The organism is Thalassovita sp. (genome assembly GCF_034670005.1).
Lineage (GTDB): Bacteria > Pseudomonadota > Alphaproteobacteria > Rhodobacterales > Rhodobacteraceae > Thalassobius.
This window is the reverse complement of the sequence record NZ_JAXMOH010000005.1, coordinates 70,476-82,841: the sequence shown is the minus strand read 5'-3', so window position 1 is coordinate 82,841 and position 12,366 is coordinate 70,476. Positions and strand designations below refer to the sequence as shown.

Here is a 12,366-nt window from a genome sequence, read left to right as displayed (position 1 = left end):
TGATCGCCCTGCCCCGAAAACGACAAGACCCGCCACGAAAGGCGGGTCTTTTTATTCAGTAAAGGCGGCGATCAGCGCAGAACGTGGACCGCGCATTGGGCGTGACGCACGACCTGAGTCGCCGTGCTGCCCAGCAGCAGGTTCTGCATGCCCGGACGGTGCGACGCGATCACGATGCAGTCGACCCCGTTTTCTTCGGCGTAATCGACGATCGTGCGGCCCGAATGCCCATCGACCACACGGACGTCCATGTCTTTCATATCGCCGGCAATCTTCACCAGTTCCTCGGCAATCGATTGCCGTGCATTGTCGTGGAAATCGGCGGGAATATAGGTCAGCGCATAGCCCGGCACTTCTTCCATCACATGCAATAGCGTGATTTTCCCGGTATCCGAACGGATCGCATCGGCAATTTCCAGTGCCCCGATCGAGTCGCGGTTTTCTTCGAACGACACAGGGACGAGAACATTTTCATACATCGCGGTTTCTCCTCTTTTCCGCAGACACGGTGCCACAGCTTGTTCCGGCAAACTTTGACACAGGTCAGGTTGTTCGTGACGTCGGGAATTCTCTTAAAAAAATCGTCTTGAAGCCGTTTTAATAATGAACAGCATCGGATTATTCCATTTCCCCGGAATGAATCTATTCCTGAGGAAAGGGTTTCGATGAATTTGCCCCGCGTTTGGATCGGCTTGGGTCTTGGCCTGTCAGGCCTTATCGTGGCGTTCATGCTGCGTGACGATATCGTGGACCTGATTTCGGGGCCGCCGTCCCGCATTGAGGCCAAAATCAAGCTCAACAACCTGTGCGATATGCAGGACGACATGTTCGTGGTGCGGGACCTGACAACCGGTAGATATGCGACGTTCCGCGCCGGTATTGCCAGATTGCCGACGATGGAACGCAACCGGGTTCAGATCGAATTCGCGCCCCGCTTCGTGGATGTGAGCCTGACCGCGTCGTCTGCCCCGGCCCGCAGATCAATGACGATGACCGCCAAATGTTCCAGCAAGAACTGGAACAAGGGGTATTTCGAAAAGGATTGAGGGGGCGAGCCGGGCATCGCCCGAGCGCGGGCGGGCGATCCGACGGCCAGTCGGCAGCGGTTTATGGTACAATCAATGGCCCACGCCGGGGCGTCGCGATGGCGGTGCAAAATCGCCCGCCCATGGGGCGGTCGGGCGATGCCCGGCGGCGCGCAAAGCGCGACTTTATTCCGGGCGGGGTGTGGTTGGGCAAGGAGGGTGCATGTGAACACGCAGTCCACGGCTCGCTAGGTACAAACCACAAAGCATGATTCAGCCAAAACCGAAGGTCTCTAAATCTGACTATAAAAGGCTCTCTAAAAAGGAAAAGGCGGCCCGGAGGCCGCCTTCTTATCACCGCGTGAACTTCTTGTACTTGAGCCGCTTGGGTTCCAGCGCGTCCGGTCCCAGCCGGCGCTTCTTGTCTTCTTCGTAATCGTCGAAGTTGCCTTCGAACCATTCGACATGGGCGTCGCCCTCGAAGGCGAGGATGTGGGTACAGATCCGGTCGAGGAAGAAACGATCATGCGAGATGACCACGGCGCAGCCGGCGAAATCGACCAGCGCGTCTTCCAAAGCACGCAGGGTTTCGACGTCCAGATCGTTGGTCGGTTCATCGAGCAACAGCACGTTGCCGCCTTCTTTCAGCAGCCGCGCCATATGGACCCGGTTGCGTTCCCCGCCCGACAGCAGGTTCAGTTTCTTCTGCTGGTCGCCGCCCTTGAAGTTGAAGCTTGAACAATAGGCGCGCGAATTGACCTGCGCGTCGCCCAGTTCGATCAGCTCGGCACCGCCGGAAATCGCTTCCCACACGGTTTCGTCGTCTTTCAGGTCGTCGCGGCTTTGATCGACATAGGACAATTGCACCGTGTCGCCGTATTCGATGGTCCCTTCGTCGGGCTGTTCCTGCCCGGTCAGCATGCGGAACAGCGTCGTCTTACCGGCACCGTTGGGGCCGATCACGCCGACGATGCCGCCCGGCGGCAGATCAAACGACAGGTCTTCGATCAGGAGCTTGTCGCCCATGTGCTTTTTCAGGCCCTTCACCTCGATCACTTTCGACCCGAGCCGCGGGCCGTTGGGGATGACGATCTGGGCGCGGGTGATCTTTTCGCGCTCCGACTGGTTGGCCAGATCGTTATAGGACTGAATCCGGGCCTTCGACTTGGCCTGCCGTGCCTTGGCGCCCTGCCGCATCCAGTCAAGTTCGCGTTCCAGCGTTTTCTGCCGCGCCTTGTCTTCCTTGGCTTCGTGCGACAGCCGCTTGGCCTTCTGTTCCAGCCAGTTGGAATAGTTGCCTTCGTAGGGGATGCCGCGACCGCGGTCGAGTTCCAGAATCCAGCTTGTGATATCGTCGAGGAAATAGCGGTCGTGGGTGACGATCAGGATGGTGCCCTTGTAGTCGATCAGGTGCTGTTGCAGCCACGCGATGGTTTCGGCATCCAGGTGGTTGGTCGGTTCGTCGAGCAGCAACATATCAGGCGCTTCGAGCAGCAGTTTGCACAGCGCCACGCGGCGTTTTTCACCGCCCGAAAGCGACGCCACATCGGCATCGTCGGGCGGGCAGCGCAGCGCCTCCATCGAGATGTCGACCTGACTGTCGAGATCCCACAGGTTCTGGCTGTCAATCTCGTCCTGAAGCTGGGCCATTTCATCGGCGGTTTCGTCCGAGTAATTCATCGCCAGTTCATTATAGCGATCCAGAATGGCCTTTTTCGCGGCCACGCCCAGCATCACATTGCCGCGCACGTCGAGGTTGGGATCGAGGTCCGGTTCCTGCGGCAAGTAGCCGACCTTGGCCCCTTCTGCGGCCCAGGCTTCGCCCTGATAATCCTTGTCCATCCCGGCCATGATCCGCATCAGGGTCGATTTACCCGAGCCGTTGACGCCTACGACGCCGATCTTGACCCCGGGCAGGAAGTTCAGGTGAATGTTTTCAAAGCATTTCTTGCCGCCCGGATAGGTCTTGGAGACGCCGGACATGTGGTAGACATACTGGTAAGAGGCCATCAGGGTCGCTCCGTTGCAGGGATTTCACGTTGGACGGTGTGATAACTGAGTGCAGGGATGGGGGCAATCGTTGAAGGTGGGAGAGGGCAGCGCCTGCCTGGGCGGGCGCATATGCGGAACCGAGCCAAGCGCGGGACCTAAATGAAATGCGGTGCGACATCCTCAATCTCGAGGTATGAAGCGCCTGCCGGGGGGCAGGTAGGCGCTGCCCGGCGGTGCCGGGCGGGTTCTGACCTCAAAGGCGCGAACCGGATCGCTGGCGATCCCGGGAATCAGCCCAGCCGCTTCTCAAAAAAATGATCCGGGTAGGGGTCGTCGTTGAATCGCTCGATCTCGGTCCAGCCGGAATTGCGGTAAAGCGCCACCGCCTCGGGCAGGGCCGAATTGGTATCGAGCCGCAGGAGGGTGATGCCGAGGGCGTGGGCCGCATCCTCGGCGGCGTCCATCAACCGACGGGCCATGCCGAGGCCGCGGGCGGCGGGGGAGACCCAGAGCCGCTTGATTTCGCCGTAGCCCTTGTCGGTGCCCTTCAGCCCGACGCAGCCCAGCGGCAGCCCGTCGGAGCGGGCGATCAGGAAGCTGCCGCGCGGGGGCATCATGTCGGTGGCCTCGGGGTCGCGGCTGAGATTGACGTCGAAGCCGGTGTCGAACCGGCGGCCCAACTCGGCGTAATATTCGGAGAGGCAATAGACGGCGTCGGTGCTGCGCGGGTCGGCCTCGGTCAGATCCACCCGGTCGCGGCCCAGCGCCGAGGCGACAAGGTCCATCGCCGCCAGCAATGCTTCGGGTTTCGGGTGGCGGTCCAGCAGGGCGCGGGCGCGGGTGTCAGACAGCGCATTATAGGCGTCCTGTTCCGCCCTGCCCTGTTCGGTCAGCGTCGCGATGCGGCGGCGGCCGTCGGCGGGGTCCTTGGCCAGCGAGATCAGCCCGTCATCCTGCAAGGTTTTCAGGAAACGGCTGAGCAGCGCCTTTTCCAGGTCGAGGTAATCGCGGATTTTTTCCAGATCGGTGCCGTCCGGGCCGATGGCGTGCAGCACCCGCGCCGGGCCGAGCGGGCGGCCACGGCCGAGGAAGGACTGGTCCAGCGCGCCGGTTTCGCGGGTGACAGCACGGTTGAAGCGGCGTATGCGGGCGACGGGGTCTTGCGGCATGATCGTTGACTCTGGTAAACCATTTTTGATTTACCTAGGACAACTTTTTCGCAGCGTCAAGCGGCGCCTTGACCATTGACAGCGCAAGCCGCGAAAGGCCAAGGAAACGCAATGCGTTACGAATTGCCATATGCACGTGCCGGACAGGTGATCGGGCTGCTGGGCGGGTCTTTCGACCCGGCTCATGAAGGTCATGCCCATATCACCCGCGAAGCCCTGAAACGGTTCGGTCTGGATCAGGTCTGGTGGTTGGTCAGTCCGGGCAACCCGCTGAAGGCAAGGGGCCCTGCCGACCTGCAACGGCGGATGGAAATGGCGCGCCGGATGATCGATCATCCGCGCGTCAAGATCAGCGATTTCGAAGCCCAGATCGGAACCCGGTTTACCGCCCAAACCATCGCCGCGCTGCAGCGGCAACGGCCGGATGTGAAATTCGTCTGGCTGATGGGGGCGGATAACCTGGTGCAATTTGATCAATGGCAGGATTGGCAGGATATCGTGGCGCGGGTGCCGATTGGCGTTCTGGCACGGCCCCGGCGGCGAATCTCGGCCCGGTCGTCGAAAGCCGCACGGATGTTCCGCGCTGCGCGGCTTCCTGCACGGGCCAGTCATCTGCTGGGCCATTGCCCGGCCCCGTGCTGGTGTTTCGTGAATGTGCCGATGGTTGCGGTTTCGTCAACAATGATCCGCGAACGGGGCGATTGGGAATAAAATCGAAACGGCATGGCGTTTGCAGCGCTTGTCCAGCAGGCGCGGCTGAGGTTAGAATTCCGCTATGGTTCAAAACTATTCCCGACGCGGTTTTCTGACCGTTCTCGCTGCAGCGTCAGCAGTGCCGGCCTGGGCCGCACCGCCGGGAATTTCCCTGCGCCCCCATACGCGCCCGTCTGGATTGCATAAACAGGCGATTCCGGCAGCCGAGGCATTGATCCGCAAAGCGGGGCTGAGTGGGCAGATCGGTTTTGCCGTCGCCAACACCGCCACCGGACGGGTTTTGGAAAGCCACGAAGGGTCGCTGGGCCTGCCCCCTGCCAGCGTGACAAAATCAATCACTACGCTTTATGCGTTGGAAAAGCTGGGGCCGACACATCGGTTCCGCACCCGGCTGATCGCGACCGGGCCGGTGGAAAATGGCGTGTTGAAAGGGGATTTGGTCCTGGCGGGCGGCGGCGATCCGACGCTCGACACCGATGCTTTGGCCGATATGGCCCGCAAACTGAAGGCCGCCGGTGTGCGAGAGGTTCGCGGCCAGTTCAAAGTCTGGGCCGGGACGCTGCCCTATGTCGGGAAAATCGACCAGAATCAGCCCGACCATGTCGGCTATAACCCGTCCATTTCCGGACTGGCGCTGAATTTCAACCGGGTCCATTTCGAATGGCGCCGCAGCGGCAAGGGCTGGGGTGTCAGCATGGATGCGCGCAGCGCCAAATATCGCCCGGACGTCGTGGTCGCTAAAATGACGGTCAAGAACCGGCAGCTCCCGGTCTATACCTATGAAAGCCGGGGCGGCACCGATCACTGGACGGTGGCCAGTGGCGCGCTGGGCAATGGCGGATCGCGCTGGTTGCCGGTGCGGCGGCCTGACAAATATGCCGGCGACGTGTTCCGCACCCTGGCCCGCGCTCATGGCATCCAATTGAAGACGGAAACCATCACGGACGCTTTGCCAGCCGGGACCACGGTGGTCACGCATCAAAGCGCGGTGCTGCGCGATATACTGCGTCTGATGCTGAAATATTCGACCAACCTGAGCGCGGAAATGATCGGTCTGGCCGCGACCCGGGTGGAAGACCCCAAAGCCGCGTCCCTGGTGGCATCGGGTCAGGCGATGACCCGCTGGGCCCGCGCCAATCTGGGCATGACCCAAGCGCGTTTCGTCGATCATTCCGGCTTGGGGGATGCGTCGCGGGTGACTGCCGCCGACATGGTTCGCGCGCTCGATACCCCGGTGGCCAGACAGCAGTTGAAGCCGATCCTGAAACAGATCACCCTGCGCCATGCCGATGGCAAACCTAATAAAAACCATCCGCTGAAAGTCGTGGCAAAGACCGGCACGCTGAATTTCGCAAGCGCCCTGGCCGGATATGTGACCGCGACTGACGGATCGGAACTGGCATTTGCTATTTTCACCGCCGATCAGCAAAGACGCAGCGCGTTGGGCAAAGACGACCGGGAACGGCCCACGGGCAGCCGCACTTGGATCCGGAAATCCAAGCGGCTGCAACAGACATTGCTGGAACGCTGGGGAACGCTTTACGGGGCCTGACCGGGGGATGGCCGAGAATGGTTGCTGCTGACAGAAGGGGGATTAACCGCTCAGATGCCGGGCGCGGGCACCACGTTCGATCGCAGCGGCGTGCAAACGGTCAATATTCAGCTCGTAGCGGATCTCTTCCAGCAGGCGCAATTCCGGTTCCAGAATATGACCATCCGCAGCGGCCACATCGCAAGCCAGCGCATAAGCGGTTTCAAACAGATGTTCCGGCAGGTTATCGCGGATCAGGCCGAACAGGGCATCGAGACCGTCCTCTTCGGAAAACAGATCGAACACTGTTTGTGACATCTTGGTCATCCGGTCGATATCGTAGGATGCGAAAACCGGCAGGTGATTGACCGCGTTCTGAATCTTGAGCAATTCGGCGGTGCGCATGTTTTCATCCGACGCCGACACGGCAATCATCACCGCAACAAGGCAATCCTGCGGGCTAAGTGGATGAGAAATCTGTTCGGACACCGGTTTTCCTTCCGTTTTCGCCCGATCAATGTACCGGGGCGCTTTCATAGGAAAGATAAGCCTTCGACCTGCTGCCGACAAGGTATCGCGACGCCACGGCACGGGTTTTGTCATAGGGGTTCATTCCTTTGCCAACGCTGCGCCCCGCAATGGGGCAATCTGTTGCGTCGCGGCCATGTTGACTGGCGTTCCGTTGCGACATAGGAAACGGCGGTCTGCCGCGCATGGGGCGCGGGCGGACCCTGACCTGTTGGAGACTACCGATGTCCGAATTGCGTGACGCCGCCCTGAAATCGAAAGCCTGGCCGTTCGAAGAAGCCCGGAAGCTGGTGAAGCGTTACGAGAAACAGGCGCCCGAGAAAGGCCATGTCCTGTTTGAAACCGGTTATGGCCCGTCGGGCTTGCCCCATATCGGCACCTTCGGCGAGGTCGCGCGCACCACGATGATCCGCCGCGCCTTTGAGCTGATCAGTGACATCCCGACCCGCCTGATCTGTTTTTCCGATGACATGGACGGCATGCGCAAAGTGCCGGAAAACGTTCCGAACCAGGACATGCTGCACGCCAATATCCAGAAGCCGCTGACCGCCGTGCCCGACCCGTTCGGCGAATATGACAGTTTCGGCGGCCACAACAACGCGATGCTGCGCCGGTTCCTCGACACGTTCGGATTCGAATACGAATTCTATTCGGCCACCGAATTCTACAAGTCGGGCCAGTTTGACGAGGTACTGAAACGTGCCGTCGAACGTTATGACGACGTGATGAAAGTGATGCTGAAATCCTTGCGTGAAGAACGCCAGCAGACCTATTCGATCTTCCTGCCGATCCATCCCGAAACCGGCCGCGTGCTTTACGTGCCGATGAAAGAGGTGAATGCGGAAAATTACACCATCACCTTCGACGACGAAGACGGCCGCGAATGGACCCTGCCGGTGACCGGCGGCCAGGTGAAACTGCAATGGAAGCCCGATTTCGGCGCCCGCTGGGCGGCGCTGGACGTGGATTTCGAAATGTATGGCAAGGATCACAGCACCAACACGCCGATCTATGACCGGATTTGTGAAATACTCGGCGGCAAGAAGCCGGAGCACTTCACCTATGAACTGTTCCTGGATGAGAACGGCGAGAAGATTTCCAAGTCAAAAGGCAACGGGCTGACCATCGACGAATGGCTGACCTATGCCTCGACCGAGTCGCTGTCCTATTTCATGTACCAGAAGCCGAAAACCGCCAAGCGGATGCATTTCGACGTGATCCCCAAGGCGGTGGACGAGTATCACCAGCAGCTGCGCGCCTATCCAGATCAGGACGCGGCGCAGAAGGTCAACAACCCGGTCTGGCATATCCACGGCGGCAACCCGCCGGCCTCGACCATGGTGGTGCCGTTCTCGATGCTGCTGAACCTCGCCTCTGTTTCCGGCGCCGAGGACACCGAAACCATGTGGGGTTTTATCCGCCGCTATGCGCCCGATGCGTCGCCCGAAACCAATGCCGATATGGATCAGGCGGCCGGGTTCGCGGTGCGCTATTACAACGATTTCGTCAAACCCACCAAGGTGTTCCGCGCGCCGAGCGATCTGGAACGCGAAGCGCTGACCGAGCTGCGCGACAAGCTGGCCGAATGGGATGGCGGGTTGGATGCCGAGGAACTGCAGGGGCTGGTATTCAGCGTCGGCCGCGAACGGTTCGACCCGATGCGCGATTGGTTCAAGGCGCTGTACGAAGTTCTGCTGGGCGCCAGCCAAGGCCCGCGTTTCGGTGGTTTTATCGCGCTTTACGGCATCGAGGAAACCATCGCGCTGATCGACAAGGCGCTGGCAGGCGATCTGGGCTAAGCCGGGCACCCTGCCCTTTCTGACGCCAAGCGGTGCGCTCTTTCAGGGCGCGCCGTGTCTGCTTTCCCCATAGGCAAAGCAGATTGGGGGCCAGCCCCCAAACCCCCGGAGTTTCTCACCAAGAAGAAACACAAAGGTGTTTTCATGCTTCTTCTTGGCCCAACTACTCCCGCCGGAGGCAAAGTCCGAAGAAAAAGGCTGGAAGCATTTTTCTGAGACATAAAGCGTGCGCCGAAAGGCGCACACAATCCTGCTGACCGCCGCCGGACGGCCATGCTGCGGCGGGCGTTCCGGTTCGTGGCGCCTAGCTTTGGCGGCTGAGTGCCCACCATTTGACCCAACGTTTGGCCAGATTCTCCGGCCTGTCGGCCCGGAAACCGCGGCCCAGATCGAAGGCGCGTTTTTGCAGCTTCTTCTGCCGCTTGTGCGCGCGGGCGTCGAGCGCGTCGCGATCCGCGGCCGGCTGCCCATCCAGCCTGTTGCGGTAAACTGAGAGATCGTGATGATCGCCCAGCGCCTCGGCCAGCGCCTGCGCCTCGAACCGGCGGGCGCGGATCGGGCCGGGCCGGGCCGATTGCATCAGCCGGGCATGATACCAGTGGTACTTCGCCCATTTGCGCCATTGATGCAGGTTTTCCGGGCTGTCCTTTTTCAACGCCTTTTTCAAAGCGGCATTCATCCGCCCCGCCACTTCGGTCAGGCCAGCCCTGAGGATGGCGGCATCCTTGCCCTTGAGCGTCCAATGGGCCGCGCGGGCGCGCAGGGCGCGCAAACGGCCCCCGACCTCATTGGGTAGAGATTTCTCTTGGAATGACACCGCATCACCACCGAGACGGCTATGGGTGTCCAGCAGGACCGTCCGGTCACGGCGATCCGCCAACAGGCGCGCCAGATCGCGGATCGCGCGGTCTTCTCGCCGGGCCTGTGGGAAACCGCGATGCACCAGCCAGATCAGCCCGCGCAGTTTCTTGCATCGTTTGCGCAGGTTGTGAACCAAGATTTTTCGATCCATTGCCGGGTCGGCCAGTTCCCGCAATCCTGCATCAATTTGTTCCAACGCGATCCGGCGCAGTGCGGATTGCAGTGAATTGTCTTTGCGGGTCAGGCGATAGGCCATTGTCTTTGCGCTATAATTTCGGAATTTCTTGTCATCTATTCATTCCAGTTGTCGATTCAAGGTCGCCCCCCGCGTCACGGTGGTCTCAACTGTCGTTAACGCCTCATTTGTTATCCCCTCACCAGCCCGGGAACGACCCGGATTACGCAAGGATGCCCGGCACTGCGCCTGACCGCGTGAGGGCCTGAGAAAAGGACAGAGTATGAACAAGGCGATTACCGACGGGGTGGTATTCATGCCTCCCGCGTTTGAATTCGGGCTGGATGTCTGGTCCAGCGGTGACGGCACGCCAGGATCGGATACATATGAAAACGCGGCGAATGCCGCCTATGTGCCCGCCGATGCCGATTTCGCCGGGTGTCTGGAATTGCAGAAAACCGCATCTTCGCAGAAGCTGCGCTATATGGGCCAGACGCCGCTTTTTCCGGGGTGCTATCTGCGGATACGCGCCAGGATCAAGGCCATCAGCGGCAACCTGCCGTCGGTCAGAATCGCGGGCTGGGCCGGGACCGGCAGCGAAACCCATGTCACCGGGTTGACCGAGGCCGGACCCAGCGTGACGCTGACCGATTATGGTCAGGTCGTAGAGGTCAGTGCAATTGTCGGATCGGGCAATCGTGGCGGGGTCGATATGGTCTGGGGCAATGTGCCGGTTTACGCCCATTTCGGGCTGGACCTGACCGGGCCAAATGGCGGCGTGATCAGGATCGACGATATCGAGATCGAAGATATCACCAACGTGTTCCACCGTAATTTGATGAACTGGGTCGATGTGCGCGATTACGGTGCTGTTGGCGATGGGGTCACCGATGACAGCGCCGCCTTTGAAGCGGCGAACGACGCCGCCGCCGGACGCCGGGTTTTGGTGTCGCGGGGGAGCTATTATCTGGGATCAAGCGTGACACTGTCCGCCCCGACCCAATTCGAGGGCACCCTGGTGATGCCCGACAGCGCGATCCTGTCACTGACCAAGAATTTCGACCTGCCGACCTATGTGGATGCTTTCGGCGATGAAATGCAGGCCTTCCGCAAAGCGTTTCAATCACTGCTGAACAATTCCGATCATGAATCGCTGGATCTGGGCGGGCTCAGGATCAGCGTTACCGGGCCGATCGACATGCAGGCAGCGGTGCCCAACCGCACCGAATTTGCCCAGCGGCGTCATATCCGCAACGGTCAGTTCTATTGCGAAGAATCCAGCGATTGGGACACCGAGGTTTTCACCTCGACCGCCAGCTATTCAACGTCCGATCCGTTGCGGTTGAGCAATGTCGCCAACGTCGCCAATATCCCTATCGGTGCGCTGGTCACCGGGAATGGGGTCGGGCGCGAGGTCTATGTCCGCGCCAAAAACGTGGCCGCCCAGCAAATCACCTTGTCAGCCCCAATTTTCGATGCGGTGGGGACCCAGACCTACACCTTCACCCGCTACAAATACCTGCTGGATTTCAGCGGTTTTCAGAAGCTGTCAAAATTTTCGATGTCGGATATCGAATTTCTGTGCAATGGGCGGGCCAGCGGCATCATGTTGGCCCCGGTCGGGCTGATTTTTCACCTCAGGGACTGTTTCATGACCGCGCCCCGGAACCGGGGGATCACTTCAATCGGCGAAGGCTGTCAGGGCATGCTGATCGACCGCTGTCAGTTTTTGTCGAACGAAACCGGGATGCGGGTGCAGGACCGGGTGTCGATCGCGCTGAACGCCAACGCCAATGACGTCAAGCTGCGCAGCAACCGGATCACTCAGTTCCGCCATTTCGCGGTTCTTGGCGGGACCAGTTCGATCATCACCGGCAATCACTGGTTTCAGGGCGACGATGAGGACGAAGGCGTGCGCACCGCCGGGCTGGTTCTGACCAGCCCGCATAACCGCGCCACGATCAACGGCAACTATATCGACAACTGTTCGGTCGAATGGACCAACGAACATGACCACGAACCGGGTTTCAGCAATGAATTTTCCTTCAGCGCGCTAAGCATTACCGACAATATTTTCCAATCCATCGGGTCGGCGCCCTGGTTCCGCTTCATCGTGGTCAAACCACATGGGGCGGGCCATTTTGTGAGCGGCTTGAACATCACCGGCAATATTTTCCGGGCGATCCATGGCACCTTGGACCGGGTCGAACATGTGGACACGACCTATTCCGATCTGGATTACAGCCGCATGCGCAACATCACCGTGCAAGGCAATATGTTCAATGCGATCAGCCAGGGCTGCTCCAATCCGGCCGTTTTGCAGTTCGAGCAGAATACCGAAGCCGGTGTCTGGACCATTGGTTGCGAAGGCCCGCTACCCTTTGGCGGCTACGCCCAGAACGTTCAAAGTCTGGTGACACGGTCCAAGATCAAGAATGCCGCGAATGTCGCCGTCTATGACATGCCGTATATAGCCGTCGAACAGGGGGCTGATCGGGACCAGATACAACTGTTCTGGTCGCAACCGGTTCAGGGCAGTGTCGCGGTCACCGTGCGCATGGACAATGATTGA

The 12,366-nt window shown here is 60.1% G+C and carries 10 protein-coding genes; 5 read left to right on the top strand and 5 right to left on the bottom strand.

Annotation, left to right across the window (positions count from 1 at the left end; translation table 11 throughout):
• Positions 1 to 71 precede the first annotated feature (71 nt).
• Positions 72 to 479, bottom strand: a complete 408-nt coding sequence (locus tag VOI23_RS11065; RefSeq protein WP_323784857.1) for a universal stress protein — start codon at positions 477 to 479, stop codon at positions 72 to 74.
• 186 nt (positions 480 to 665) lie between these two features.
• Here VOI23_RS11065 and VOI23_RS11060 point away from each other — a divergent pair, with 186 nt between their 5' ends.
• Positions 666 to 1,046 carry a hypothetical protein gene (locus VOI23_RS11060; RefSeq protein ID WP_323784855.1) on the top strand — a complete coding sequence of 127 codons (381 nt, stop codon included), beginning with the start codon at positions 666 to 668 and terminating at the stop codon, positions 1,044 to 1,046.
• A gap of 333 nt (positions 1,047 to 1,379) precedes the next feature.
• Here VOI23_RS11060 and ettA read toward each other — a convergent pair whose 3' ends face one another.
• Together ettA and VOI23_RS11050 are read right to left on the bottom strand one after the other, a co-directional pair.
• Positions 1,380 to 3,035, bottom strand: a complete 1,656-nt coding sequence (ettA, locus tag VOI23_RS11055; protein ID WP_323784854.1) for an energy-dependent translational throttle protein EttA — start codon at positions 3,033 to 3,035, stop codon at positions 1,380 to 1,382.
• Between the two features lie 272 nt (positions 3,036 to 3,307).
• Positions 3,308 to 4,186: a bifunctional helix-turn-helix transcriptional regulator/GNAT family N-acetyltransferase gene (locus VOI23_RS11050; RefSeq protein WP_323784853.1), complete on the bottom strand. Its 879-nt coding sequence runs from the start codon at positions 4,184 to 4,186 to the stop codon at positions 3,308 to 3,310.
• 111 nt (positions 4,187 to 4,297) lie between these two features.
• Between VOI23_RS11050 and VOI23_RS11045 the strand changes: the two genes are divergently transcribed.
• Both VOI23_RS11045 and dacB read left to right on the top strand, forming a co-directional pair.
• Complete coding sequence (locus VOI23_RS11045) at positions 4,298 to 4,897, top strand: nicotinate-nucleotide adenylyltransferase (protein WP_323784852.1); 600 nt, start codon at positions 4,298 to 4,300, stop codon at positions 4,895 to 4,897.
• Between the two features lie 64 nt (positions 4,898 to 4,961).
• On the top strand, positions 4,962 to 6,452 hold the full coding sequence (gene dacB, locus VOI23_RS11040; protein WP_323784851.1) for a D-alanyl-D-alanine carboxypeptidase/D-alanyl-D-alanine-endopeptidase: 1,491 nt from the start codon (positions 4,962 to 4,964) through the stop codon (positions 6,450 to 6,452).
• A 42-nt stretch (positions 6,453 to 6,494) separates the two neighbouring features.
• Here the strand turns inward: dacB and VOI23_RS11035 are convergent, their stop codons facing one another.
• A complete protein-coding gene (locus VOI23_RS11035) occupies positions 6,495 to 6,920 on the bottom strand; it encodes a tellurite resistance TerB family protein (RefSeq protein ID WP_323784850.1) in 426 nt (141 codons plus the stop codon).
• Positions 6,921 to 7,183: 263 nt separating this feature from the next.
• On the opposite strand from VOI23_RS11035, the gene VOI23_RS11030 reads away from it, so the two are divergent.
• Entirely contained in the window at positions 7,184 to 8,758 is a 1,575-nt protein-coding gene (locus tag VOI23_RS11030; RefSeq protein WP_323784849.1) for a lysine--tRNA ligase, read from the top strand.
• 304 nt (positions 8,759 to 9,062) lie between these two features.
• On the opposite strand, the gene VOI23_RS11025 is transcribed toward VOI23_RS11030, so the two are convergent.
• The gene (locus VOI23_RS11025) at positions 9,063 to 9,875 is read right to left on the bottom strand and encodes a CHAD domain-containing protein (protein WP_323784848.1); all 813 of its coding nucleotides are present in this window, start codon (positions 9,873 to 9,875) and stop codon (positions 9,063 to 9,065) included.
• 202 nt (positions 9,876 to 10,077) lie between these two features.
• Between VOI23_RS11025 and VOI23_RS11020 the strand changes: the two genes are divergently transcribed.
• The gene (locus tag VOI23_RS11020; RefSeq protein ID WP_323784847.1) at positions 10,078 to 12,366 is read left to right on the top strand and encodes a glycosyl hydrolase family 28-related protein; all 2,289 of its coding nucleotides are present in this window, start codon (positions 10,078 to 10,080) and stop codon (positions 12,364 to 12,366) included.

Excerpts from the sequence above, each read along its gene's own strand:
- VOI23_RS11065 (WP_323784857.1), bottom strand. The coding sequence starts at position 479 with ATGTATGAAAATGTTCTCGTCCCTGTGTCGTTCGAAGAAAACCGCGAC.
- VOI23_RS11060 (WP_323784855.1), top strand. The coding sequence starts at position 666 with ATGAATTTGCCCCGCGTTTGGATCGGCTTGGGTCTTGGCCTGTCAGGC.
- ettA (WP_323784854.1), bottom strand. The coding sequence starts at position 3,035 with ATGGCCTCTTACCAGTATGTCTACCACATGTCCGGCGTCTCCAAGACC.
- VOI23_RS11050 (WP_323784853.1), bottom strand. The coding sequence starts at position 4,186 with ATGCCGCAAGACCCCGTCGCCCGCATACGCCGCTTCAACCGTGCTGTC.
- VOI23_RS11045 (WP_323784852.1), top strand. The coding sequence starts at position 4,298 with ATGCGTTACGAATTGCCATATGCACGTGCCGGACAGGTGATCGGGCTG.
- dacB (WP_323784851.1), top strand. The coding sequence starts at position 4,962 with ATGGTTCAAAACTATTCCCGACGCGGTTTTCTGACCGTTCTCGCTGCA.
- VOI23_RS11030 (WP_323784849.1), top strand. The coding sequence starts at position 7,184 with ATGTCCGAATTGCGTGACGCCGCCCTGAAATCGAAAGCCTGGCCGTTC.
- VOI23_RS11025 (WP_323784848.1), bottom strand. The coding sequence starts at position 9,875 with ATGGCCTATCGCCTGACCCGCAAAGACAATTCACTGCAATCCGCACTG.
- VOI23_RS11020 (WP_323784847.1), top strand. The coding sequence starts at position 10,078 with ATGAACAAGGCGATTACCGACGGGGTGGTATTCATGCCTCCCGCGTTT.